The organism is Methylobacterium sp. Leaf117, from assembly GCF_001422985.1.
In the GTDB taxonomy this organism is placed as follows: Bacteria; Pseudomonadota; Alphaproteobacteria; order Rhizobiales; family Beijerinckiaceae; genus Methylobacterium.
On sequence record NZ_LMNL01000034.1, the window covers coordinates 247777 to 273410 of the forward strand.

Below are 25634 nucleotides of genomic sequence, written 5' to 3' on the forward strand. Positions count from 1 at the left end.
CGGAGCACGTCCCCGTGTTATGGGCGGCGCCCGGAAGCCCCGGCGCCGCCCGATCCCAGGGCGGGCCCATCGTGAACAGGTCGAAGCGAACCCATGCGAACCATCGCCTATGCGGACGGCGGATGCGATCCCAATCCCGGCCCCGGCGGCTGGGGCGTGGTGATCGAAGCTGAGACCGGACGGGTCGAGCTCTGCGGCGGCGACCGCGCCACCACCAACAACCGCATGGAGTTGACGGCGGCGATCAATGCCCTGCGCTACTTTCCCGAGGGCGCGCAGATCGAGATGCGCTGCGACAGCCAGTACGTCATCAAATCGGTGACCGAATGGATGCGGGGCTGGAAGGCCAAGGGCTGGCGCACGGCGACGGGGCCGGTGAAGAACGTCGAGCTGATGCAGGAACTCGATGCCCTCGCGGCGCGGCGCGACGTCCGCTGGAACTGGGTGCGGGGCCATACTGGCGAGGTCGGCAACGAGCGCGCCGACCGGCTGGCGGCGCAGGGCCGGCGCGAGGCGCTCGGCCTGCCATCGGGGCGTTCGGAAAGCCCGGCGGCACCGCTCCTCACCGGCACCGCCGCCCTGCGGGCTGCCGCTTCCCCGGCCGCCCTGGCAAAGGCGCCCATGGCTCCCGTCGCTGCGTCCGAGGCGCCCCCGTCGCGAACCAGCGCGATTCCCCTCGATCTCGGCCTCGGCCTGGAAGTCTCCCGCGCGGCGAAGGCCTCCGGACTGACGCCGCAGGCCTATGTGGAGCGGGCGGTGCGCCTGGCCCTCGACCTTGGACCTGAGGGACTGGAGCGGACCCGCGCGAGCCTGGGTCCGGCCAAGGGTGCCGGACCCGGCGCGTGACGCTGGCGGATGACATCCTGGGACGGCCCCTCCCGGCCGGCTTCTTCGCGCGACCGGCGCCGCAGGTGGCCGCCGCCCTGATCGGCTTCGACCTGCAGGTGGACGGCATCGGCGGAACGATTGTCGAGACCGAGGCCTATGATTCCAGCGACCCGGCCTCGCACAGCGTCAACGGCCCGACCCGGCGCAACGCGAGCATGTTCGGGCCGGCGGGGCACGCCTACGTCTACCGTTCCTACGGCATGCACTGGTGCCTCAACCTGGTCTGCGAACCGGGCAGTGCCGTGTTGATCCGCGCACTGGAGCCGCGCCATGGGCTCGCCGCCATGGCCGAACGGCGCGGACTCACCCCGCCGCGCCTGCTCTGTGCCGGGCCGGGGCGCCTGTGTCAGGCGCTCGGCGTCACCGCCGCGCTCGACGGCCTGTCCCTCGAAGAGCCGCCGTTTCGGCTCTCCGCCGCGTGCGGGGCACCGGACTGGATCGCCGATCGCCGAATCGGAATCTCCCGCGCGGTGGAAACGCCGTGGCGCTTCCTGTTCGCCGGCTCCCGTTTCGTCAGCCGTCCGCCCTCGCGCTTCGCGAAACCCGGGGCGCCCGTCGAATCCAGCGGCGACCTCACGCCGCCCGGACCGTCTCCAGGAAGCGACTGACCTGCCGGGAGAGATGCTCCGACTGGACGGTCAAGTCGGAGGCCGAATGCAGAACGCGCCGCGCCGCGACCCCGGTCTGATCGGCCGCGTGAGCGACGCCCGCGATGTTCTCGGTGACCTCGCCGGTGCCGGCGGCCGCCTGGGCGACGTTGCGGACGATCTCCTGTGTCGCCGAGCCCTGTTCCTCCACCGCCGCCGCGATCGTCGTCGTCATCTGGCTGATCTCTCCGATCCGCCCCGAAATGGTGCGGATCGCCCCGACCGCGTGCTCGGTCGAGGACTGGATGCGGCCGATCTGCTCCTCAATCTCGTGAGTGGCGCGGGTGGTCTGGTTGGCCAACTCCTTGACCTCTGCGGCGACCACGGCGAAGCCGCGCCCGGCCTCCCCGGCACGGGCCGCCTCGATGGTGGCGTTGAGCGCCAGCAGATTGGTCTGGCCCGCGATGGTGGTGATGAGGGCTACGACGTCACCGATCCGGGCGGCGGCGGTACTGAGGTCCTGGACCAAACCGGCGGTCTGCGCCGCCTCCTCGACGGCCCGCAGCGCCAGGTTTGCGGAGCCGTCGACCTGACGGCCGATCTCCTGAACGGAGGAGCCGAGTTCCTCGGCCGCCGCCGCCACCGTACCGACGTTCGAGGCCGCTTCCTCGGCCGCGGCCGCCACGGCCACGGACTGGTCCGTCGTACGGGCCGCGTTGGTGCTCATCGTCTCGGCGGTCTCCTGCAGGGCGCCGGCCGAGGCCGAGACCGTCCCGATGATCGAGCCCACGGCCGCCTCGAAGCCATCGGCCAATTCGTGCATGGTGCGCTGGCGCTCGGCCGCCGCCGCCGCATCGGCAACCTGCTGGCGCTCCGTCTCCTCGGCGGCCTTTCGGGCGACGAGGGCGCGGATGTCTTCGACCGCGCGGCCCACGGCGCCGACCTCGTCACGCCGATCGCGACCAAGGATGACGGCCTCGCTGTCGCCGGCCGCCATCCGCCGCAACGCCTCGACCAGCCGGCGGATCGGCCGGGTGATGCCGAACACGGCGACGAAGCCGGCTGCCAGCACGCCGGCGAGAAGCCCGAATCCGCCGAGCAACAGGGTGTTCGTCCGCGTCTGCTCCGTCATCGCCGTGAGATCACGCGCACCGTCATCGACGAAGGTTCGCATGTCCCGCCCGAGGGTCGCCCCCTCCGCCACCATGGCGTCGAAGGTCGGGTCGACGGCTTGGTGCAGCAGGGCGACGGCCTCGGTCTTAAGGCCGCTGCTCGCCAGGGTCCTGGCCTCGGAGCTGTCGGCGACGAAGCGGTTGATCTTCTGTTTGAGGGTATCGATTCGCGGTGCGAAGCTCGGTGCCTCGTCGCGCAGTTCGACCAGCACCCGGTTCAGGCGCTCGGTCGCTTCGTCAAACCCCTTATCCGTCCGAAGCATTTCCTCGGGGCTCACCTCCGCGATGTTGCGGAAGTTGAAGTAGCTCAAAGTGAAGATCAACCGATTCACCGTCCTCAGATCGGCGATGGCCTTCGTATCCTGGGCGACGAAGCGGGTGTAGGCACTGTCGATGACCGACATCTGAGTGGTCGCGTACCAGAGGCAACCGCTGACAATGAGCCCGATCAGCCCCACCACGGCGATCAGTTTGGTGATGATGCTGAAGCGCGCGAGCAATGCCACGAGAGATCTCCGAACTCTGACCGGATTGAGGCTAGCTAGGCAAGACTTAAAGGCCTGTTAATAGACTGTCTTTGCCTATAATTTCTGCCACAAATCCGAGACAATGCATTATATTTACTTCAGGCAGCAAGGTATTACTCCTTGCGCAACCATTTGACGAAGACATGATTTCTATCAAATGATAGTGATTCTGCCCTCGGAAGCGGTTCCAGCCACGGCAATGCGAGGCGGGGTCATTCGTAAAGTGGTTGGTCAGGCTTCGTCGATCCGAAAAAAACCCGCCTCGGCGTGAGCCGGGCGGGGAAAGGGTCTTCGAGCTTGGGTCGTCGAACAAACAGTCAGAAGGCTTTATGGTTCCAGTGCCGGCGGATGCTTTGCCCAATGTCGTCACACCACGTGCCACGATGGAGGCTGCCCGGCGCATGAACCGGAGGGTCAGCTCTGGCGTTTCAGGTGCCAGGCCCGCCGGCGATCGGGCCAGGCGATCGAGGCGGCGCCTCTTCTCGTGAAAGCCTGCCACTGGAGGGATGATCATGCCTGCCATGGATGACCGGAAGACGCAGTATCTGGCCGAGCGCAAACGCCTGATCGCAGAACTTGAGGCGGTGGGTCAGGAGGCACACACGGAGAAGCGCCAGTTCGTCGACGGCTACGCCTTGCGCGACACCGACGAGAGCACGCGGGAGGGATTGCGCCTGCGCATCGGCGAATTGACCGCCCTCATAGCACAGATCGACGGCGGCGACGCCTGAGATCGGTCGTCGGCAACGGACGGGAGACTCGGCGGCCGAACCCGCCGGAGACCGGGAAAAGGACCCGCGGGGGTAAACCCCTGCGGGTCGAGACAGTCCTGAGCCTTGGAGATGTCCAGGCTAGAGGCGGTTCCGGTCGCCGGCATCCCCCAAATGGGGGGCGGCGCTCGACGGGACCGAAACCGGAGGGGCGTCGGTTCGGGATAATGCCCGTACGCGTCGTCACACAGGGGGCGGGTCCGGCAGTCGGACACGGGCGGACGACGCGGGCATGGCGTCATCCAGGCTTCGCACGCGGCGCTTAGAGCGCCTAACAGAACCGTCTGCACTGGTTGAGGGTGATGAGGCTTGCCGCGAGGCTTGTGAAAGCCTCGTAGATGTCGGCGCGTCGCTCGTAGCGGACGGGCAGGCGGCGGAAGCGGTTGAACCAGGCGTGGGTACGCTCGACCACCCAGCGGTGGCGACCGAGCTTTTCGCTGCTCTCGACACCGCGACGAGCGATGCGGGGGACGATCCCGCGCGCCCGGCACTCCTGACGTCGAGCCCTGGCATCGTAAGCTTTGTCGGCGTGCAGCTTGTCCGGGCGGCGTCGCGGTCGGCCGCGGCGGCCGTTCCGCAGAGGCGGGATGGCATCGAGGGTAGCCGCCATCATGACGCTGTCGTGTCGATTGGCCCCGCTCAGGCAGAAGCCCAGCGGGGTGCCGCGCGCGTCGGTGACGAGGTGGCGCTTGGTGCCTGGCTTGCCCCGGTCCGTCGGGTTCGGGCCGGTGGCAGGCCCCCCTTTTTGGCTGGGACAGATGCGCTGTCCAGGCAAGCCCGGCTCCAGTCGATCTGCCCGGCCGCGTGCAGACGCTCCAGCAACACGTGATGCAGACGGCTCCACACGCCCGCCGCTTGCCAATCCCGCAGCCGCCGCCAGCAACTCATGCCGGAGCCGCAGCCCATCTCGGCCGACAGCATCTCCCACGGCAGGCCCGAGCGCAGCACGAACAGGATACCCGTCAGTGCCGCCCGGTTCTCAATGGGACGACGCCCGCCCTTCGGACGAGGCCGAGGCGGCGGGAGGAGCGGAGCGATCTCATCCCAGAGATCATCGGGGAGAAGCGGTCTGGCCATGCCAAACCAACGCGGAACCTCCAACTCCGTGCCGTTCTGTTAGGCGCTCTTAGAGCTTCGGTTCCGATTGTCTTTATAGGGATCGAAACGGGCGAACGGAGGGTGACACGACCCGTTCTGCGGCGTTTCGGCAACAGCGCGGTCGATCCTACAGCGTGCCCGTTAAACATCATTGTCACAGTTATAGCATCGCCTATACCCGTCGCGGACCTGAACGCTGGGGGGCGATATGCTGAGATGGGATCGCTTCGGCAGCGCAGGCCCGAACCAGCGAGCGCCCGTGGGCTTGGCGCTGCTCACGCTGGCAGTCGCATCCGGCGCCCGGGCGGCCGATCTCGGCGCGCCACGCCCCGCGCCGGCCATTCCGGCCTTCGTCGACTGGTCGGGTCCCTATCTCGGGGTCGAGGGCAGCGCCGGCAATTCCTACGGCGCCACCAATTTTCGCGGCACGACCATCGGTGGGCGGCCGGTTCCGGCCTTCAAGACGGGCGACAGCACCGGACGGTCCGACCTCGGCCGGAACGCCACCACGGTGGTCGGTGGCGTGTTCGCGGGCTACAATTGGCAGACCGGTCCCTGGGTCTACGGCGTCGAGGCCGACATTGCGGGCGCCAACCTGAAACGCTCCGTCCTGCTGCCGGCCCTCGGCGTCACGGCGGACGGCGACCCCGCCGCTGGCCTGATCCGGGCCAAGACCGATCTCTACGGCACCGTCCGGGGCCGCCTCGGCTACGCCTTCGAGCGCGCTCTGGTCTATGCGAGCTTCGGCCTTGCCGGCGCGAGCACCCGCGTCCTGGCGAGCTACCCCGGTCCCGACGGCGGCCTCGCGTCGATGGCGCGGGCAGACCGCTCCGGCCTCGGCTTCACCCTCGGGGCCGGGGTGCAGTTCGCCGTGACCGACCACCTCGCCCTCGGCATCGACTACCGCTATCTCGACCTCGGCCGCAGCGGCCGCTTCGATCTCGGCGTCGTTCCGGGCCTCGCCGGCGGCGCGGTCTCCACCGTGGCGGCGAACACCGCGCACCAGATGATGGCGCGCCTGTCCTGGCATCCGGGCGGCTTCGTGCTGCCGCCGGAGGTCGATGAGGTCGCCCCGCACGATCCCGGCGACGGCTCCGGCGACCGCTTCTCGCTTCACGGCCAGACGACGCTGGTCGCGCAGGGCGTACCCGGCTTCCGGGCGCCCTATACGGGTCCGGCGAGCCTGATCGGGAATCAGGTCCAGGCGACCACCACCGCCACCGCCTTTGTGGGCCTCAAGCTCCTGGAGGGCACGGAACTCTACTACAACCCGGAATTCTCGCAGGGCTTCGGCCTGAGCCGGACCCTCGGGGTGGCGGGCTTCGTCAACGGCGAGGCGCAGAAGGCCGGCGCACCGTTCCCGAAGCTGCGCTCCAACCGCTACTTCGTGCGTCAGACTTTCGGCCTCGGCGGCGAGACCGAGGACGTGCCGGACGGTCCGAATCAGGTGGCGACCCGGCGCGACATCGAGCGGATCACCGTGGTGGCGGGCAAGTTCGCCCTGGGGGATTACTTCGACGGCAACGTTTACGCCCACGATCCACGGGTGGACTTCATGAACTGGGGCATCTGGGCCTCGGGCGCCTACGACTTTCCCGCCAACCTGCCGGGTTTCACGCAGGGTGTGATGGTCGAGTACAACCGCGCCGCATTCGCGATCCGCGCAGCCTACACGCAAGTGCCGAAGGAACCGTCGAGCGACGTCCTCGACCCGCGTGTCTTCCGGCGCTCCGGGACCACCATCGAGTTCGAGGAACGCCACGTGCTGCCGGGGCTCGACCAGCCCGGGAAATTGCGGATCGGGTTCTTCACCAACGTGGGTAACACCGCCGACTTTCGCGATGTGGTGGCGCTGACCCAGGCGGGCGTGTTCGGCGACATCAACGACGCAGCGGCCGCCACCCGCGCCGCCCGGCGCAAGACCGGCTTCTACCTCAACCTGGAGCAGGCGGTGACACCCGACCTCGGGGTGTTCGCCCGGTTCAGCGCCAATGACGGCCGCACCGAGAGCCTGTCCTTCACCGATATCGACCGGTCGGTGTCGGGCGGCGTCTCGCTGAAGGGCACCGCCTGGGGCCGCCCCGCCGACACCGTGGGCCTCGGCACTTCGATGAACGGGATCTCGCCGAGCCATCGCGCCTTCTTCGCCAATGGCGGCCTCGGCCTGCTGATCGGCGACGGACGCCTCAACTACGCCCCCGAGCGCGCCGTGGAGGTTTATTACGCTTTCAGCCTCAACAGGACCCTGACCCTGTCGCTAAATTACCAGCATGTTCAGAACCCGGCCTACAACCGGGATCGCGGCCCGGCGAATTTCTTCGGGACGCGCATCCACGCGGATTTCTGAAGCGGGCGCCTGCGCGCTTCCTACGATCGCGGACGCTCGCAACGGTAGTGTCGGCCGCCAGCCGAGACTACCGGAACGAAGCGCCCGCCCTCGGCGCGACAAGCCTCAGCGTCGGCGTCCATGGCCCATTTGTCGGCCAAGGCGAGGCTGAGCGGCACCACCGTGACCACCAGGAGAAGGGCTGCCACAGCGCAGATCGTCAAGCCGACCCCGCGCGGCGGCGGAACCGGCGGCTCGAACCGTTGCGGCGGAAGCGGCGCGAGAAACGCCAATGTGGTGAGGCCGAGAAGAGACATCGCGCCCATAGTCACCCTGCTGCGTCAGGGTGCCAGGGTAGCGCACGCGCTCGGCCGCGCGAGGCGACGATACGAAGCAGCGGCCCGAGGGAGCCTGGGCTGCGGCGCTTACGCCCAGCGCGCGAGGGCGGCTTCAGCATCCCCGGCCTTGTCCCGGATGCGATAGACCGTCTGCCGACTCAGGCCGGTGGCGGCGGCGATGACCGAGATCCCGGTCCCCTGGCTCAACGCATTGCGAACCGCCTCGAACTGCGCCCGGCTGAAGCTGGGCTTGCGCCCGCGATAGGCATCGCAGCGCGCGCGGGCCTGGGCGATGCCGGCCTTCTGCGCCTCGCGGGTGACCTCGGCCTGTGCCTGCGCGGTCGCCGCCATGAATCCGATCAGGGCATCGCGCACGGCCTGCTGCATCGGGTCCTGCGTGGCCCCGTCGAAGGTCAGCCGGTGGATGACCGTGCGGACGACGACGCCGCGCCGCATCATCTCGCGCAAGGTATCGCAGACGTCGACGTAGTTACGCCCCAGGCGATCGACCCAGCGCACCACGAGGGTGTCGTCCCGGCGCAGAAGATCGAACAGGCGGCGCCCTTGCGGCCGGTCGCGGAGACACGTCGTGAGGCCGGACACCGCATCGTCCGCCACCACCGTGTCGATTGTGAAGCCGGCCGCCACCGCCTGCGCGTACTGATGGTCGCTCGACTGGTCGCTGGTCGAGACCCGGGCGTACAGAATGGTCGTCATCGGTCCCGATGGTTCTCAGAAGATTCCGGCCGCCGCAGGACCGCGGCTCCGCCAGCGATTGGGGGTCCTGAAAACGCCCCTGCGGGACGCGGCAGTTGTGGCCGTCGGCCGGTACGGCTTCAGCCGCCCCGCCTCGCCTTGGCCCAAGTGGCGAACAGGTAGCCCGCCGCGCTCAGCAGCAGCGCGCCCCCAATGATGCTCAACCAGATGAGCCCGCCATCCATTTTGCTCTCCCTCGTCCGTCACGCGGTCAACGCGACCACGCCGCATCCCGTTCGACCGGAATGCGGCACAGGACCGCCAAGATCGTATGCGGGGAGATGGCGAGCGGATCGGCCGCCCGGACCTTTCACGGGGAAGCGGGCGTCTTGGTGTCAGAGTTTGCGGTGTTGGCCCACTTGAGCGGCACGGAACCACAGCACGGACGCGGCGACATAGGCCGATTCGACCACGAACAGCATCAGGACGGCGTCGACCAGAACAGTCGCCGCGGTACGATGACTCATCGCGCCCTCGAGACCGATAGCGATCGCGAGCAGCGACACGATAAGGAGCAACCCCGGCAATTTGACAGCGCGGCTGGCTGCGGCGCCGAGAGACATAAAACACATCAAAAGCATGGTGACACCGTCGTGATCACCCCGGAGACTACCTAAGTTGTCGTGGTTTACAAGTTTAAATACAAGGCAAAATTGTGCTGCGCGGCAGACATGCTGCAGTGCAGCGGTCATCCCAGCAAGAGGCTCACGAAAGTATAGGCAATCCAGCACAAGAGGACAGTCCAGGCCAGGGTTGCTCCCAGACCGAGGCCGATCAGGAGCGAGCCGGGCATCCGGCGGAGCACAGGCCACGATGTCAGGAGCTTGAGACACCGCCTGATAGCACCCACGCGACGCTCCGAACGACTAGCTTTCGTACTACGAATGTCGATCGTCACGGGAAGCCCCTCGATGGACGATGATGCACGTAACCGTCAGGCCCAGCCTCCTCAACGCCGCAGGGAACGGAACCGTTGCCGAGGCCTTGCGCCACCTCAATCAAGATTTCCATGATCGAAACCATCGATTCCGGTCTGGTTCAGAAGACAACGTTGACATGACCCCAACCGCATGCCTTAGAAAACCTGCGGAATACGCTAATTTTTTCCGAGAAATTTACGCATCTTCTTCAACGGACATCGCTGGCAATGGACAAGATCGGTGGTGTCATTTCACCGACCCGACTTTTCGGCCGATGCCGTCCGCCGACCGGCAGGTGCGACACGACCGCCTGCGGTCCGTGCGGCAGTGCCTCACTGCAACACGGATGGGACGTCTCACTGCTGAGCGCGTTTTCAAGTGGGTCATCCGGAGATCAGGGTCATGAGACGTTCCCATGCGTGACACGCCGTTCGCGGAACGCCGCCGGCCGGAAGGATGGCGCGACGGCCGCCTGCGCCTCCTCCTCGGCACGTGGCTGATCCTGATCGGACCGGATACGGCGGCTTTCGCCGAGACAGGGTCCGCAGACGATCGCAGGATCGTCGATGCGGGCAAGGAGGCCCGGGCCCTTCTGCGCGAGGTTCAAGGGGCACAACGCCGCCGCCGCGATCCCAAACCCAAGCCGTCTCTCAAGGGTACGGAGCCGCCTGAACGGGAAGCGGTCCAGATGCGCAGGGCCATGGCGCGGACGCAGAAGGCGCGCAGCCGTCCGAGGCTGGGTAAGGATGGCGGCGTACCCCTCACCGGGGGTATCTGCACCGGATGCCTCCCCTGACGGCGGACCTTCCCTGACAGCGGACTTTCCCTGACAGCGAGTCTCCGGGCCGAAGCGCCTAAGGCTGGGCGACGTCCCCTGATGCCGACGAGGCTGTTCTCGGCGTCTGCTCACGATCGAACCAGCGCGTGATCCAGCGGGCCGGCGCAGGCTGTGGACGAATCCGCGGTGGGTCGACGGGGCGCGGCAGGGCGCCTTCGTGACAGACAGACCGGCAGGACCAGAATCCCCCTTGCCGGCCTCCGATCATGCCGAGGCCGACCGGGGCGCCGGGTGCCTCCCCGGGCTCGAAGCGGCCCGCCGCCCAAACCCTCTGCCAGCGCTCGCGGACCGTGAGATCCGCGTCGCGCCAGGCCAGCCTGCGAAGCCCACAGGCGGCAAAAATCCGGGTGGCCGTGCAATCGACCGGAATCCAGACCCAGGCGCTGAAGACATAGACCCGCGCCGGCTCGAACGCTGCCGGATCGACAGCCTTCATGAAGGACGTATGACCGTCCTGCGTCGGCGGCCCGGGGGTGGAACCCCCGGCGCTGGACTTCCCGACATGGTACCGGAGCCGAGTCCGGAACGTGATGGGGCTGGGAACCGGCGCCGCCGCCAAGGCCGAAGCGGGCAAATCGTGCCGCGCGGCATAGGCTGCATCGCAGAGGTGAACCCAGGGCTCGAAATCGACAGCCCAAGCCTCCTCGATGGCGAAGCGTCGGACGGAGCCCTCGAAGCGATGGGGCCCCACCTGGCGGACGGGCTCCGGCTTCCACGCCGCGCCGACGGCCTTCACCCGCAGCAGCGGGGCAGCCCCGTGAGCCTGCAGGGCCGCAGACAGCCGCGCGAAATCCGCATCCGTTTCGCCCTGGCTTTCCGTCCGAACCAGGATGTGGGACCCAGCCGCCAACTCGGCCAGGAAGCTGGCCCGGAGATGGGCGGCCCGGCCATATTCCCGCTCCAGCAGCACCTCCGGTGCGACGGAGCCGACGAGCTGCATGGTGTTCCACCAGATGTTGTAGCGCTCGCTGCGGCAATAGAAGGCGCCCGTATCGGTTTCTTCGATGCACAGATCGCCGGGGACACCGAACCCCTCGAATCCGCATCCGAGGCCGCGCACCAAAGCGTCGATCGGCGTGTAGGCAAAGCGCAGCAGGCCCGATGGCTCGACGCCGCAATAGCGCTGGACGAAGCCGAACTCGCAATTGCCGCCGAGGCTGCGAAAGGTTCGCATGCGCGCGGCAAGGTCGGCCACCGCAGCGCTCGGCATGAGGGAGCGTGAAGGCGCCATGGCTCCGATGTACCCGAAGGCGTTTCAGGATGTACAGGGCAGGAGGCGGATCGTCAGAGTGGCGAAACACCGGGCGCCGGCCCGCCGTCTTCCGCCCTCTCACAGAAGCGTCGAGGGACGGCGTCAGATCACGATCATCGATCGGAAAACAGATGGTGCCCAGGGACGGAATCGAACCGCCGACACTGCGATTTTCAGTCGCATGCTCTACCAACTGAGCTACCTGGGCCTCCGCCGGTTCGCGTTAGCGGCACCGGCTGGAGCGGGGGTATAGGGGGTCGATTGCGGACTGTCCAGCCTCGTTCGAAAGAGAAAATCACGGGGTGCCCGGTAGCCTCAATCCCGAGGCCGCGAGACGCCGCCGGTGCCCTCCGCATCTTCGTCCTCGTCGTCCGCAGTGGGGATGGCATAGCGGTCGGTCAGCCAGCGCCCCAGGTCGACATCGGCGCAACGGGCCGAGCAGAACGGCACGAAGGCGGGCTCGGACGGCTTGCGGCAGATGGGGCAGGGATCGAGTTGAGCCGGCTTTGCGCGCGCCCGGCCGGACGATGGATCGTTCATGCAAGCCCTCCCCACGCACTGCGAACCGGAAATCCCTCGCCGTCGAGTAAGCTGAGGGTTTCATAGAGGGGCAACCCGACGACCGCGCTGTGCGATCCCACCAGCTTGACCACGAAAGCGCCGGCCAGCCCCTGAATGGCGTAGCCACCGGCCTTTCCGCGCCATTCGCCGGACGCCAGGTAGGCCTCGATCTCCCGCGACGACAGGCGCTTGAAGCGGACCCGGGTCTCGACCACCCGCTCCCGACGCACATCCCGTGGCGAAAGGAGGCACACGGCCGTGTAAACCCGATGCTGCCGACCGGACAGGAGCCGCAGGCAATCGGCCGCCTCGTCGGGCAGCTCGGCCTTGGGCAGGACGCGCCGCCCGACCGCCACCACGGTGTCGGCGGCGATCACGTAAGCCTCCCGCATGTCATCGCGCCGGCGTGCGGCCGCGCCGGCCACGGCGAGCTTCTCTCGCGCCAGGCGCCGGGCCAACTCTCGCGGCGTCTCCGACTTGCGAGGCGTCTCGTCGATATCTGCCGGCAGCAGCGCGTCCGGCTCGATGCCCACCTGCTGCAGGAGGGCGAGACGCCGGGGCGAGGCCGAGGCCAGGATGAGGCGGGCGCTCCGGCCCGCGGCGGGGATGTCGTCAGGGGTCGTCACGTACGGGCCGTCATGCGCGGGGTGGCATCCTTTAGGGGGCAAAACCGATCCGGCGGACGCCCCGTCGCGCACGCCGGATCGCACGGGGCGTCAACGGCATTCGCGCGAAGCGGCCTGCGCCGGACGGACGGCGGGGACCCTAATCGAAAGCCCCGGGCTTGTGAACGCGCATGGTCTCCCGCGCGAACCGACAGCGCGGAGCCCGTGGACATCGGCGGCGCGTCTGATAAGGTCCCGCTCGTGGCCGCACAGACCACCGCCGCCGCCCTCGGGCGTCGTCGCGCGGGCGTAGTTCAGTGGTAGAACGTCAGCTTCCCAAGCTGAATGTCGTCGGTTCGATCCCGATCGCCCGCTCCAACCAACTCGCAATCGCTGATTTCGCTTTATCCAGGGCCTGTTCGCGGTAGAGCGCCCGCCAAGGCGAGACGGAGTGGAACAGCGCCGCCGCTCCGCACCACGATTTCGATCGGGTCTCTTCAGGCGCCCACGACGTCGTCCTGGTCTGCACGGAGGTGGATCTCAGCCCGCGGGCCGTGCCCGTTCTCGCCGCTGGCGAGCGTCACCGTGTCACGAAGTTGCTTGGAGACCTGAGCCGTTTCCCGCCCCAGAACGCGGCTTTCGTCAATAATCCGGTCAATACGCTCCGGACGAAGACCAGCGAGGACACGGTTCACGTGACGGCCCGAGTCCAGCGGGATTTCTAAAGCGGCATCCGATCAGGTCGGATCGAAGGAACCTGACCGAGCGACAGCGAAGCAACGTCGGAACTCGACTGACGTGAAGCGCCAGAACGGGACCCCGATCGCATTCCGGAGATCGGGGACTGTTCGGCCAGAACACGCTCTCGGAAAGTCGAAGACCCAGAGGAAAGCTTCCGGTCCTGCGCGGTGAAGGAACCGGTCTTTGTTCGCAGCTCGTGCGTGACAGAACTCGGCGCGAGGTCGAACGGGGTGAATTCGCCCTCGTAGGGTCGGCCATCTTCCTATGTATAGACGAGGCAGATGCGGATGAGGGCCTGAAAGCCTGAAGCAGGCTTTCAGGCCCCAGAAATTGGCTCAGGTGGGCACTAAAAACACGCGCCCCTCAGGCGTTCAATAGGCCATCGGTCGATACGTGCACTGTGAAAGCCTTGCCCTCATCAACCCAGCCGGCCCCCTGCTGGCCCATGTTGATGCTGGCCGCTTCCTCGGCATTCGCGGCGAAATGGTGCTGGCCCGTCTGCGTATTGAAGAAGCGCTCGAGCGTAATATGCCCCACGCCCGCCGCCTCGTTGTACGCCTCGAAGGCAACGCCTTCGAACTTGTAGTTGGCGAGGTTCGCGATGATGCCGTCGCGCTCATTGACGCTGTCGGTATAAAAGTGCGTGCCCGTCTTCGTATCGAAGAATCGGAAGACATCATGGGTGTTGATGCTCTCGTCCGGTGTCGACCAGGGCGAGCCTTCATAGGTAAAGTTCGGTATCGTTGACTGAATTTGTGCCTTTTCCCCTGCACTCGTCGTATAAAAGTGATCGCCGGTCTTGGTGTCGAAGAAGCGAAACACCGGATCCGGCTGGTCCACGCCGGAACTCCGGATCACAGGATCCGCAACCGTCGAACTACTTCCGCGAGCCGCATAGACGGACACGTCGTGCTCAGCACCGTACCGCACGAAGGTGTCGACAAACCTTCCGGCATCGAGGAATTGGGACGGCGTCAGGGTGGCTTCTGTCCCATCAAGGCCGGGCAGATAGTCGATCGCGCCACGGTTGACGTAGTCGGCCGTCAGGCTCGGGATGGAGGCTGCCACATCCTGAGCCGTGACACCGTCTCCGATGGCGGTGGAGAGCCCAACAGACACCGTGGCGGCGTAGATCGGATCGGAACTCGCGGTCTGGCCGATCTGCGCCCTGTACATCCCCAGATAGGGCACCGGGTCGTCGGCGATTTCGTAGTTGATGATGCGATTATCGACAGCCGAAGAGATCAGCGCACCCGGCGACCCGAACGTGGCCGCCTGATAGAGGACGTCGCCGGTGTCCGGGTGGTTGGCCATGAAGACCTGAGTGAGGGCGCCGCCGAGGCTGTGGCCCGTAACGATCACCGTTGCATCGTTCTGCGCGGCGTAACTGTCGACGGCCGAAACGAGCGGCGTGAGCTTGTCATAATCGGCGTTGATGTTGCGCAAATTGTTGAGCCAATCCTGGCGGTCGTCACTGCCGCGGAAGCTCAGGACGACGACGGACTGATTGCCGAAGGTCCCCGTCACGGCTGCGCCGTAGGCGTTCTGATTGGCGTAGGTGCCGTTCGTGAGTCCGGCGCCCGAGAGAGGCACGAAGCCTGCGGGAAGTCCGGCGAGGGTATCGGAATAGGTTGATGCAGCGATCGTCGCCAGCGTTCCCGCTATCGTTCCCATGAACAGTTCTCTCTTCCCAGGTTCCGGCCTCCGCACCCTTTGGGAGGTGCAGCTTGCCTTTCTCGACCGACGGTAACGCAAGCTCGACCGAAAGCGATCCGGCCGCCTGGTCTCAGAACAGCCGATCGGGCCTGCACCGGCGGCGAATGCCTCAGAGCCTTCTCTGAGTGGATGGAGCGAGCAACTGGCCGGCGCCGTTTACGACGCTGGCGCCCCTCATTCAGGCGGCCCGGACGGTTGCCAGGAACCGCTGCATCTCGCTGCCGAGGCGCTCGGCTTGGACCGAGAGGTTAGAGGATGAGGCCAGGACCTGGTTGGCGGCGGCCCCGGTCTCATCCGATGCCTGCGCCACGCCCGCGATGTTGGAGGTGACCTCGCCGGTGCCGACGGCGGCCTGCGCAACGTTCCGTACGATTTCCCGGGTCGCAGCACCCTGCTTCTCCACGGCGGTAGCGATGGAGGTGCAGACGGAATCCAGTTCACCGATGCGTCCGGCGATATCCCCGATCGCATCCACGGCTTGCGTCGTCGCAGCCTGGATCTGGCCGATCTGCAGCCCGATCTCGCTCGTTGCCTTCGCCGTCTGGCCTGCCAGGGTCTTGACCTCGGCGGCTACAACCTCAAAGCCCTTTCCGGCTTCCCCGGCGCGCGCGGCTTCGATGGTGGCGTTAAGGGCAAGAAGGTTGGTCTGGGAAGCGATGCCGGCTATGACCTGCACCATGTCGCCGATGCGGCCAGCCGCCTCGTTGAGCGCCCGCACGTGCCCTCCCGTCGCGTCCGCCTCGCCGACTGCGGCATGGGCTAGGCCGGCGGCACCCAAGACCTGCCGGCCGATCTCCTCCACGGAGGTCCCGAGCTCCTCGGCCGCCGCAGCGACGATGGCGACGTTGACGGCCGCCTGCTCGGCTGCTGCGGCAACGTTGGTCGCCTGGGTCGCCGTCTCCGTCGCGGTCCCGGCCATGCCGTGTGACGTCACCTGAAGCTGGGTCGCGGCTACGGTGACGCCAGCCATGACTCCGCCGACCGCGCTCTCGAAGTCCCGCGCCATCGCCTGGAGGGCGGCCCGACGCTGGACCTCGCCGTCGGTTCGAACCTGGGCGGTCTCGGCTTCCAACGCCCGGGTGCGGGCGAGACCGACGCGGAACACGTCGACGGCACGGGCCATGGCGCCGACCTCGTCGCGGCGCTCCATCCCGGGCACCGCAGCCGCCGTGTCGCCCTCGGCCATCCGGCGCATCGTGGTCTCCAGGCCGCGCAGGGGCGCCGTGGCGCGCCGGAGGGCGAACCACAGGACGCCGCTGCCGATCAGGCAGAGCAGGCCGCCGACACCCGCCGCGCGCAGGGCGGTCTCGTCGAGACTTGCGAGGTAATCGGCCTTGCGCACGCCGACGAAGAGGATGCCGAGCGGTTCGCCCTTGGCGTCGAGGATGGGTTCGTAGGCCGTCAAATAGGCGGTCCCGAGGATGTCGGCCTCGCCACGATAGGTCTCGCGCCGGACCAGCACGGTATCGCGGACCGGTCCTGCGGCGAGCTTGGTGCCGACGGCGCGCTGCCCCTGGGCATTGATCACGTTGGTGGCCACGCGCGTATCGCCAAGGAAGACGGTGGCGGTGCCGCCCAGGATGTCCTTGACGCGGTCGACGGCTGGCTCGGCCTCGTCGATGACGTGGGTTCCAACAGTCAAGCGTCCGTCCTTGAGATTGAATGTGGAGTGGCCGCCCTCGTCGGCGAGCGTGGTGCGCAGGAGCTTGAGGTTGCGGTCGAGAGCAGTCCCGGCGCGGCTCAGCATGTCCGAGCGCAAGTCGAGCACCGTCAGCCCGAGGGCGCTGGCGCAGGCTAGCACGATCAAGACCGTGCCGATCAGGCTGGCGCGCGCCCCAAGGGACAAGGAGGGGTGGCGAAGGCGGTCGAGCATCGTGTCTCCCAAGGGTGTTCACCCGGGCAGCCTTGAAATGGCGCCGAACATTGGACCTGAGCGATAGTCTTGACCGATTCAGTTAAAATGCCACTACATCGCAGCCATAATGTGGTATTCTATACTGAAGCTCCTAAGATTTAAATTGTATATTTCCTATCTGTACTATTAATATTTTTGCATGATGCAAGCCTAGGCAACGACCAGCCCAGAAACAGGATTTTTCCTCATCTTTCGAATAGAAAATATTATTTAGCAAAAAATATTGTCGATTTAACTATATAAAATCTAAGTACGCTCATTATTTTATTCATTTTATCATATTACAGCAGCAGACCACGGGACGGGAAACGTTCGTTCCTCTGGTCTTCGCGCCAGGGGAGGCGTTCCAATTCGACTGGAGTGAGGACTGGCCGGTTCTCGGGGGCGAGCGCGTCAAGCTCCAGGTTGCTCATACAAAGCTGTCGCACAGTCGGGTCTTCGTCGTGCGGCCGTACCCGCTTCAGACCCACGAGATGCTGTTCGAAACAACCTTCTGCAATCCCGCATCGAGCTGGGAGAAGGGTCAGGTCGAGAAGAACGTTCAGGATGCGCGTCGTCGACTATGGCAACCGTTACCCAGCTTTGCCGATCTCGACGGGCTGAACACTTGGCTTGAGACGCGCTGCATTGCGGCTTGGAAGGAGATCTCGCATGGGGAACTCCCCGGCACATTTGCGGATGCGTGGACCAATGAGGTGGCGAGCCTGATGCCGCTTGGCCGTCCCTTCGACGGCTTCGTCGAGCACACCAAGCGGGTCTCGCCGACCTGCCTCGTACATTTCGAACGCAACCGCTATTCGGTTCCGGCCTCTTTTGCCAACCGTCCCGTGAGCCTGCGGATCTACCCGCACCGCATCGTTGTGGCTGCGGAAGGCCGGATCCTGTGCGAGCATCCCCGGGTCATCGCGCGCTCGCATACCGTGGTCGGGCGCACGGTCGACGACTGGCGCCACTACTTGGCCGTTATCCAGCGCAAGCCGGGCGCCCTGCGCAACGGGGCTCCCTTCGCCGACATGCCGGACGCGTTCCGGCGGCTGCAAGGTCACCTTCTTAAGCATCCGGGCGGTGACCGGGAGATGGTGGAGATTCTGGCACTCGTGCTGCACCATGACGAGCAGTCCGTTCTCTGCGCGGTCGAACTGGCGCTCGACGGTGGCGTTCCCACCAAGATCCACGTCCTCAACATCCTGTACCGGCTACTCGACGGGAAGCCATCGAGCGGGGCCACCATCGATGCCCCACAGGCGCTCGCCCTGCGCCAGGAGCCGAAGGCCGATGTCGAGCGCTACGACGCGCTCCGCAGGAAGGCGGTGCCCCCTGCGTCATGATTCCGCCAGCGCCGCCATCATCGTCATCCTGCGTGGGCTCAAGATGTACGGCATGTCCCAGGCCGTCGTGGATCTGGTGAAGCAAGGCGTACCCGCCTTCGAAGGAGCCGTCCCGCTCCTGTCCCAGCTGCTCAAGGCTGAGATGGCCGAGCGGGAAGTTCGATCCGTGGCCTATCAGATCAAGGCCGCCCGCTTTCCAGCCTACAAGGATCTGACCGGGTTCGACTTCGCTGCCAGTGAGGTCAACGAGGCCATGGTTCGCACCCTGCATAGAGGCGACTTCATCGACGGCGCGCACAATGTTGTCCTGATCGGTGGCCCGGGCACTGGCAAGACGCATATCGCGACCGCCCTGGGCGTGCAGGCCGTCGAGCACCATCGCAAGAAGGTTCGCTTCTTCGCGACCATCGATCTGGTCAATGCACTCGAACAAGAGAAAGCTCAAAACAAAGCAGGCCAGCTGTTGGAACGGTTGCTGCGTTAAGACCTGATCATTTTAGATGAACTGGGCTATCTACCCTTCAGCGCTTCAGGAGGAGCCCTGCTGTGCCACCCGCTGTCCAAGCTCTACGAGCGCACAAGCGTCGTGATCACTATTAACCTCAGCTTCAGCGAGTGGGACGAGATCTTTGGCGATGCCAAAATTACCACCGCGCTACTCGACCGCCTCACCCACCACTGCCACATCCTGGAGACTGGAAACGACAGCTCCGCTTCCGGGCCAGTGCCGCAACCGAAAAACCGAAAAGGAGCCGCGCCGTGAGTTGACCAAGCCCGTCCGATGACAAACATCAGCCCCTGAACCCGGGTCACTTCTCAACGAAAACGCCGGGTCAACTCTCAGTGAAAATCAACAGACAACGGTGCCCTCGATCATCGCGGCGATCCGCTGATGCGGCTTGATCCCCGCGAGGCGATGACCGAGCGCGAGGCAGTCCTGTCCGAACTTGCGAATTTTCGGGCCGAGGTTCTGCGGCGGAGAGCGGCCCTTTCCTATGTCCAGGCGGGCCTCGGGCCAGAACCGCCCGCAATTCCCTTTCCGGATTCCATTCCGTCGGCGATCGGCGAGGCCCAGGCCCGGAACTTGGCCGCGGACCTCGCCGCGCTCGCCGCCAACATTCAGAAGCAGCGATCCCAGGCGGATCAGACAAAGGCCGAGCGGAACCGCCTGATGGCGACGATCGAGGCGCAGAAGGCCCTGCTCAATATCCTCCGCGAGCGCGTTGATATGCGCCAGTCACTTGCGGCGACGAATTCCGGTACGCGGGCGAGCGTCATCGATGCGAGCGAAACGCTAGCGATGCAGACGGCCACGCTGGCCCAGGAGACCGGCCAGATCGCGGAGATCGAGTCCAACCTCCAGGTCATCGACAGCGTCATCGAAGCCGCAATCAAAGCCTTCGTCGCTGAAAACTCGGAGAAGTTGGACCAAGCCGAACGGCAGGTATCTGTCTATCAGCAGCGTCTAGAGCGAACTTCCCTCGAATTGGATCAGACGACAATCCGCAGCCCCATCGACGGAATCGTGCAATCCTCGTCGCTGACCACGATCGGCCAAGTGGTCAACCCGGGCGACGAATTGATGCGGATCGTCCCGGAGGATGCCGGTCTCGAGGTCGAGTGCTACCTGCCCAACAAGGACATCGGCTTCGTGAAGGTCGGCCAGCCGGCTGTGCTCAAGATCGAGAGCTTTCCCTTTACCCGCTACGGTACGATCGATGCGACCGTGACGCGGGTGGCGTCGGATGCCATCCCCGAGCCCGATGCCAGTCTCCTCGAACAGGATTCGGCGCGTCAGAGGCGTGAGCGCGCGCGCGTCGGGGCAGACCGGATGCAGAACCTTGTCTTCCCGATCACCCTCCGCCTCGTCGGGACCACGCTCAACGTCGATGGAACGGCCATTCCTTTGAGAGCCGGCATGGCGGTGACGGCGGAGATCAAGACGGGCCAACGCCGTCTCATCGACTACGTCCTTTCGCCGATCCGGCAGATCGCCGGGGAGGCCCTCCGTGAGCGCTGAGCGACGGCCACTTTTTCAAACCCCTCGAAATATCTCCTTGGGGCGGGATGGCTGATTCTCAGCTTGGGTTTGGCGGCTTTGAAGGATCGTGGAACGCGCTGGGTGATGTAGCGGGAGGTAATGGATAGACTGAAGGTGTTCCGTCATCCTCCCCCGGCTCCACGGATAGGGGTATGTCCAAGGTATCCGAACCCTCTTCCCGTCAACACAACCGGCATCGCCATCTGCCGCCAGGATGATCTGGTCGTCGCCGTCGCCCGCGCGGAGGGTGTGCGTCGCCAGATGATTTGGGACAGTCTGCTGAGTTCAGGAGCGGAGGCTCCCATCCATCTGGGGTAAGTGGCTGATGCAGAGCCGTTCTTGGCTGGACTTTATGGGACTGATCCAAGCGGGTCGCGGCCGGTCACCGGCATCAAAGATGAAAATCGATTTCCGTCAGCAGCATCGCCTTCGAAAGCTGGATCTGGAACTCAGCGCCGTCGGCTCCCGAGACATTGCCTTCGATGATGGTTGTACTGCCCGACACGACGTACCGGATTTGTCCTGCAGCGGTGAAAGCTGCGGTCCCGATGAGGCTGAATGCATCGTCGCTCCCACCTGCCACCGCATCGATGGCCGAAAGATCGATCCGGTCGCTCTGAGTGCTGAGAAAATCCGTAATCACATCCCGCCCGGTGGTCGTATTCGTGCCGTTCCCCGCTTCTTCGACGCTCCTGAATAAGAACGTATCGCCGCCGGTCCCACCGGTCAGGGTATCCTTACCACTGCCTCCGACGATCCGGTCGTCGCCCGCAGCGCCGTTCAGGGTGTCGTTGCCTGACGCGCCGATCAGCATGTCGTTGCCGTCCTGCCCGTTGACCAGCTGCGGCCGCGTCCCGCGGGACGACAGGTCCAGGAGATCGTCACCGGCCGTCCCGGCGGTGTACTGAGCAGTCTGAGGCGGGGTGGGCGGCGCGGCGCCCTCGAAGAAGACGTCGTCCGAAAGGAGCGCGGGGCCGGCGTGTACCACGGTGATGCGGCCGACAGCCGTTCCGCCTTCCCGGACCTCGTAGCTGTGAAGCGTGTTGCTGGCACTGATGTGGATGAGGGCGGCGCCAGGATCGAAGCCCTGGAAGACGAGAACATCGCCGCCGGGCACACCGGCGCCGCCAAAATCGTCCACACGGTCGAGCACGGCGGTCGCGACAGTGGTGCCGGCCAGATCTCCCTTGGTGAATACGAAGCGATCGTCGCCCGCGCCACCCGTCAGGCGGTCGGCACCGAGCCCGCCGGTGAGGATATCATTGCCCTCGCCACCGTTGATCGTATCGTTACCGCTCCCCCCGGTGACGATATCGTTGCCGCCCTTGGCGGCGATCAGCTGAGGTGCCGATCGGGCTGAGAGGTTGATGACGTTCGCGCCGTCGTCGCCCGTCGTATACTGCGCCGTGGTTTGGGTCGGYGGAGGCGGCGGGGGTGGCGGAGGGGCGGGCGCGACGTTGACGGTCACGTTGCCGATCGCGCTGTGCTGGGCTCCATCGGAAAGGGTGTAGCTGAAGGTAGCCACGCCGGAGAAGCCCGCTGTTGGGATGAAGCTGACTTGATCGCCGCTGAGCAGGACCGTGCCGTTCAGACCGGCGGTGACGCCAGTCAGGCTCAGGGCATCACCGTTCACATCGGTGTCGTTGGCCAGCAGCGCGGATGCCGAGAGTATCAGGGGCGTACCTGCCTGCATGAACAGGATGTCGGCCATCGCGGAAGGCGGGTGATTGCCTCCGGGATAGGCGCCCTCGTAGTTGAGATCCGAAGACAGATCATGTCCGGCGCATTCGCGGNGGAGGCGGCGGGGGTGGCGGAGGGGCGGGCGCGACGTTGACGGTCACGTTGCCGATCGCGCTGTGCTGGGCTCCATCGGAAAGGGTGTAGCTGAAGGTAGCCACGCCAGAGAAGCCCGCCGTCGGGATGAAGGTGACGTGATCGCCGCTGAGCAGGACCGTGCCGTTCAGACCGGCGGTGACACCGGTCAGGCTCAGGGTATCACCGTTCACATCGGTGTCGTTGGCCAGCAGCGCGGATGCCGAGAGTATCAGGGGCGTACCTGCCTGCATGAACAGGATGTCGGCCATCGCGGAAGGCGGGTGATTGCCTCCGGGATAGGCGCCCTCGTAGTTGAGATCCGAAGACAGATCGTGGATGTTGTCCGACGTCATGAAGTGCATCATGGCACTCTGACCAGCTGCTTTCACATTGGGATGAGCAGNACACCAGCATGGCGATCAGGATCGCGCCGAAGGCCGGGATAGGCGCCCTCGTAGTTGAGATCCGAAGACAGATCGTGGATGTTGTCCGACGTCATGAAGTGCATCATGGCACTCTGACCAGCTGCTTTCACATTGGGATGAGCAGAATAATAGTTGTCCGGATCGAACAATTGACTGGTTGGCTTGCGGCCCTCCGCTTCGCCAACCTCAAGGTAGTGCTGAAGCGGGTTGATATTGAGAGCCGCCACATCAAGGTTGGTGCTGAGGTAGTAGGCGGTGTTGAACACCGCATTGGGATCGAGCAAAGCCTTCCAGCCGATCGTATTGTAGTGCTGATCCGCTGTCATGCCCGTTTGGGCGAGCTGATCGCCGTACGCGGCCTGGTAGAAATCTGCATCAACGCCGCTGGCACTGATGTGCGAGCCCGTATCTGTCCTCACATCGATGATCGTCTTAGCAATCGCTTTGCCAACCCACAGATTGTCATCGATCTCCCAGGTGTGATTGCCGAGGTAGTGGAGCGCGGCGAAATTATGGTCGCTGAGATCCAGTCGGGTGCTGACCACATCGACAACACGCCCATTCTCAAGACCTGCTTCGGCGAAGATCACATTGTCGTACTTCTGTGTTTGGGTCTGCGTCTCGAACTGATTACCCCGCGGAACCTGCGTCTGAATGACCAGCTCAAGGTCGCTGGGACGGCCCTGCTCGGGCATCTCGCTTCGGTAGGTCGCGTGCAGCGGCTCGCCCTGCAGACCGACCTCCCAGAGAACGCCCCCCTCAACGCCGAACGTGGCACGTGTGGTCACCCATACGTTGTTGAGCGTGGCCATGCCAATATCAGCGTTACTTGTGAATAAGGCATCGTTATAAGGATTTGGACCAAGCATGTCCCAGTGCGTTCCGACCGCCAATCGGTTGTTGGAAGTCTCGCTCAGCTGAATCTCTTCATGCCAATCTGCGCGATTCTTGCCGAACAGCGCTCCACCATACCAACCCGTGCGCCCGAGTTCATTGGGAATAGCAAAGCTGTCCATCTGTACATAGCCAAAGGACATGCCCTTGCTCGGATCGAGGGCGCCAGGATCAATGGTGACGATACCTCCGATGGTCGTGAACCCATCGCGCTCCCCCGTCGCATTCGGCACCGGCCGAGTTGTGACGACGAGGTTGCCATCCGCAATGCTCACCGGATCAAACTGACGGTTCAGCCAATGACCCGACGTCNTCCCCCGTCGCATTCGGCACCGGCCGAGTTGTGACGACGAGGTTGCCATCCGCAATGCTCACCGGATCAAACTGACGGTTCAGCCAATGACCCGACGTCATGTCACCGTTGGCGAAAGCCGTTCCAGAGTTGTTGGGATGGAACCAGATCATGTCGCCCTGGTCCACCGTTCCATAGGCGGCACCTTTGGTGAGGACCGAGGATGACGAGAACGTTTCGTTGAGTATCACGACGTAGGACATGTTTTCCTCGGCGCAACGAGATTGGCGAGACCTCGCTACTTTTCTAAAGCCTCAGCGGATACACTGTAATTTCATTGAACTACGAAGTTACCGATATCTCCCAAATCGGATTGAGTCAATCAATTCGATTCATTAACATGCGTCAATTAAGCAACCCGCCATACGATCAAACCCTCTTATGGTCAAGCTTCCATTTTTATAATTTGACAGCCCATGAAATGTCGAGCATTAATCTCAAATAATTACACAACATTGGTCAAATATACATAGATCGACGCAGCTAATCAGTAGATTTTACTTCGGAGTGCAGGCGAGATGATTGTTCTGACGGGCCGTGGCGCCATCGACCCATCACCGCCCTTCGAGAACTGGCGAGGCGTCGAAATGCGTCTCGACTTGAAACCTTCCCGCAAGCGGTCGAATGCGGTCCCGATCGCACACCGTTTCACGTCGCCTGCGGCGGGAAAGCCAACACCATCCACAATGCGAACTCAGGGGCAGGCCTTCAGCAGGCTTTCAAACATCATTTCTGATGTTCGCGATCGTTGTTGATCGAACAATATCCAGAAAGTTCCTGATCAATGGCCCCGATTTCTCTCTTGACCATAGGGCGTAGACGTCGGCGCGGATCGGTTGTCCCGTGAAAGGTCTGTATACGACGTCCGCGTGCGCCAGTCGGGCGACGAATTCCGGGATGATGGCGATGCCGAGCCCTGCCGCAACGAGACTCGTCAACGACGCAGCCTCGACGACTTGGTGCGTGATGTTCGGGACGAACCCGGCGTTGACGCAGCATTGCCAGAGGTGCTTGGCGAACAGCGAGTCCGAGAGCCGCAAGAACACGAACGCCTCCCGATCCAGGCCGGCAAGGTCGATGGCCCCTCTCCGCGCCAGTCGGTGGCCTCGCGGCAGGACAAGGGTGACGGTTTCGCACCAGGCTCGTTCGCTGACGAGGTCGACGTCTGGGGGTGGACTGCGCAGGAAACTGACATCGGTCTGCCCGGCCTTCAGCATCGAGATCTGTCGGTCCGGCGACATCTCGTGAATGCGCAGATCCACGTCGGGATAGATCATCGCGAAGTCGCGGATGGCGCGTCCGAGCGGGCCGGCCAGCATCGATCCCGTCAGACCGACATTGACGATGCCAGCGACACCGGCACCGATGGCCCGCGCTCGTTCCATGGCCTCACCGGACCTTTCCAGAATGTCGAGCGCCTGTGCGTGGAAATCGACGCCCGCCCTCGTCAACGACACCCGCCGCGTCGTCCGTTCGAACAACGCGGTGCCGACCTCGGCTTCGAGATCCCGGATCTGCTGGCTCAACGGCGGTTGGGCGACGCCGAGGCTCTCGGCGGCAGCGGTGAAGCTCAGGTGCCGAGCAACGGCGACGAAATAGCGGAGGTGCCGAAGTTCCATCGCCCTATTGATATCTCATAAATCTCAATCGAGACATACGAAATATTTGACGTCTAGATGTCCTGGCAACATGGTGCCACCGTGCAAGACGAGCGTTCGGAGTCCTGCAGGCTCAGGTCGACCGACCAAAGCGCCTGCGGCGTGGATCGT

The 25634-nt window shown here is 64.8% G+C and carries 17 protein-coding genes, 2 tRNA genes and 3 pseudogenes; 9 read left to right on the forward strand and 13 right to left on the reverse strand.

Annotated features, from left to right (window positions below; translation table 11 throughout):
* Positions 1 to 93: 93 nt before the first annotated feature.
* A complete protein-coding gene (gene rnhA / locus ASF57_RS15735) occupies positions 94 to 846 on the forward strand; it encodes a ribonuclease HI (RefSeq protein WP_056484961.1) in 753 nt (250 codons plus the stop codon).
* Complete coding sequence (locus ASF57_RS15740) at positions 843 to 1496, forward strand: DNA-3-methyladenine glycosylase (RefSeq protein WP_244476967.1); 654 nt, start codon at positions 843 to 845, stop codon at positions 1494 to 1496. The genes rnhA and ASF57_RS15740 overlap by 4 nt, the downstream gene beginning before the upstream one ends.
* On the opposite strand, the gene ASF57_RS15745 is transcribed toward ASF57_RS15740, so the two are convergent.
* Entirely contained in the window at positions 1462 to 3153 is a 1692-nt protein-coding gene (locus ASF57_RS15745; RefSeq protein WP_082504030.1) for a methyl-accepting chemotaxis protein, read from the reverse strand. The two genes, ASF57_RS15740 and ASF57_RS15745, sit on opposite strands and share 35 nt — an antisense overlap.
* 533 nt (positions 3154 to 3686) lie before the next feature.
* Here ASF57_RS15745 and ASF57_RS15750 point away from each other — a divergent pair.
* Entirely contained in the window at positions 3687 to 3905 is a 219-nt protein-coding gene (locus ASF57_RS15750; protein WP_156376173.1) for a hypothetical protein, read from the forward strand.
* A 310-nt stretch (positions 3906 to 4215) separates the two neighbouring features.
* On the opposite strand, the gene ASF57_RS24905 is transcribed toward ASF57_RS15750, so the two are convergent.
* A protein-coding gene (locus ASF57_RS24905; protein ID WP_156376174.1) for an IS5 family transposase occupies positions 4216 to 5021 on the reverse strand; the annotation gives its coding sequence in 2 pieces (ribosomal slippage) (positions 4216 to 4685 and positions 4685 to 5021; 807 coding nt in all).
* Between the two features lie 229 nt (positions 5022 to 5250).
* On the opposite strand from ASF57_RS24905, the gene ASF57_RS15760 reads away from it, so the two are divergent.
* Positions 5251 to 7389, forward strand: a complete 2139-nt coding sequence (locus tag ASF57_RS15760) for a carbohydrate porin (protein ID WP_056484969.1) — start codon at positions 5251 to 5253, stop codon at positions 7387 to 7389.
* Positions 7390 to 7409: 20 nt separating this feature from the next.
* Here the strand turns inward: ASF57_RS15760 and ASF57_RS25855 are convergent, their stop codons facing one another.
* The 3 genes from ASF57_RS25855 to ASF57_RS15775 form a co-directional block, all read right to left on the reverse strand.
* Positions 7410 to 7577, reverse strand: a complete 168-nt coding sequence (locus tag ASF57_RS25855; RefSeq protein ID WP_156376175.1) for a hypothetical protein — start codon at positions 7575 to 7577, stop codon at positions 7410 to 7412.
* A gap of 216 nt (positions 7578 to 7793) precedes the next feature.
* Complete coding sequence (locus tag ASF57_RS15770) at positions 7794 to 8423, reverse strand: recombinase family protein (protein ID WP_056181554.1); 630 nt, start codon at positions 8421 to 8423, stop codon at positions 7794 to 7796.
* A 374-nt stretch (positions 8424 to 8797) separates the two neighbouring features.
* Positions 8798 to 9154, reverse strand: coding sequence for a hypothetical protein (locus ASF57_RS15775; RefSeq protein ID WP_156376176.1), 357 nt, complete (start codon positions 9152 to 9154; stop codon positions 8798 to 8800).
* A gap of 643 nt (positions 9155 to 9797) precedes the next feature.
* Here ASF57_RS15775 and ASF57_RS15780 point away from each other — a divergent pair.
* Positions 9798 to 10178 (forward strand): hypothetical protein, encoded by a 381-nt coding sequence (locus ASF57_RS15780; protein WP_056484973.1) that lies wholly within the window; start codon positions 9798 to 9800, stop codon positions 10176 to 10178.
* 58 nt (positions 10179 to 10236) lie between these two features.
* On the opposite strand, the gene ASF57_RS15785 is transcribed toward ASF57_RS15780, so the two are convergent.
* The 4 genes from ASF57_RS15785 to ASF57_RS15800 form a co-directional block, all read right to left on the reverse strand.
* Positions 10237 to 11415 carry a hypothetical protein gene (locus ASF57_RS15785; RefSeq protein WP_156376177.1) on the reverse strand — a complete coding sequence of 393 codons (1179 nt, stop codon included), beginning with the start codon at positions 11413 to 11415 and terminating at the stop codon, positions 10237 to 10239.
* A gap of 189 nt (positions 11416 to 11604) precedes the next feature.
* Positions 11605 to 11680: transfer RNA gene (locus tag ASF57_RS15790), tRNA-Phe, on the reverse strand.
* A gap of 107 nt (positions 11681 to 11787) precedes the next feature.
* Positions 11788 to 12012: a DNA gyrase inhibitor YacG gene (yacG, locus tag ASF57_RS15795; RefSeq protein WP_056484977.1), complete on the reverse strand. Its 225-nt coding sequence runs from the start codon at positions 12010 to 12012 to the stop codon at positions 11788 to 11790.
* The gene (locus ASF57_RS15800) at positions 12009 to 12659 is read right to left on the reverse strand and encodes a Maf-like protein (protein ID WP_056484980.1); all 651 of its coding nucleotides are present in this window, start codon (positions 12657 to 12659) and stop codon (positions 12009 to 12011) included. Before ASF57_RS15800 ends, yacG begins: the two co-directional genes overlap by 4 nt.
* 282 nt (positions 12660 to 12941) lie before the next feature.
* Here ASF57_RS15800 and ASF57_RS15805 point away from each other — a divergent pair.
* A tRNA-Gly gene (locus ASF57_RS15805) sits at positions 12942 to 13016 on the forward strand.
* 119 nt (positions 13017 to 13135) lie between these two features.
* On the opposite strand, the gene ASF57_RS15810 is transcribed toward ASF57_RS15805, so the two are convergent.
* The 3 genes from ASF57_RS15810 to ASF57_RS15820 all read right to left on the reverse strand — a co-directional run bounded on the left by ASF57_RS15810 (position 13136) and on the right by ASF57_RS15820 (position 16968).
* Entirely contained in the window at positions 13136 to 13333 is a 198-nt protein-coding gene (locus ASF57_RS15810) for a hypothetical protein (RefSeq protein WP_056484982.1), read from the reverse strand.
* 409 nt (positions 13334 to 13742) lie between these two features.
* Positions 13743 to 15053, reverse strand: coding sequence for a hypothetical protein (locus ASF57_RS15815; RefSeq protein ID WP_056181580.1), 1311 nt, complete (start codon positions 15051 to 15053; stop codon positions 13743 to 13745).
* Positions 15054 to 15273: 220 nt separating this feature from the next.
* The gene (locus ASF57_RS15820; protein ID WP_056181584.1) at positions 15274 to 16968 is read right to left on the reverse strand and encodes a methyl-accepting chemotaxis protein; all 1695 of its coding nucleotides are present in this window, start codon (positions 16966 to 16968) and stop codon (positions 15274 to 15276) included.
* 329 nt (positions 16969 to 17297) lie between these two features.
* Between ASF57_RS15820 and ASF57_RS15825 the strand changes: the two are divergent.
* From ASF57_RS15825 to ASF57_RS15835, 3 pseudogenes are all read left to right on the forward strand, one after another.
* Positions 17298 to 18338: pseudogene (locus ASF57_RS15825) on the forward strand (IS21 family transposase); the annotation flags it as partial.
* Positions 18328 to 19123 (forward strand): annotated as a pseudogene (istB, locus tag ASF57_RS15830) (IS21-like element helper ATPase IstB). The pseudogenes ASF57_RS15825 and istB, both read left to right, overlap by 11 nt.
* A 101-nt stretch (positions 19124 to 19224) precedes the next feature.
* Positions 19225 to 20358: pseudogene (locus tag ASF57_RS15835) on the forward strand (HlyD family type I secretion periplasmic adaptor subunit); the annotation flags it as partial.
* 4226 nt (positions 20359 to 24584) lie between these two features.
* Here ASF57_RS15835 and ASF57_RS15860 read toward each other — a convergent pair.
* The gene (locus ASF57_RS15860; protein ID WP_056484999.1) at positions 24585 to 25484 is read right to left on the reverse strand and encodes a LysR family transcriptional regulator; all 900 of its coding nucleotides are present in this window, start codon (positions 25482 to 25484) and stop codon (positions 24585 to 24587) included.
* Positions 25485 to 25634 lie beyond the last annotated feature (150 nt).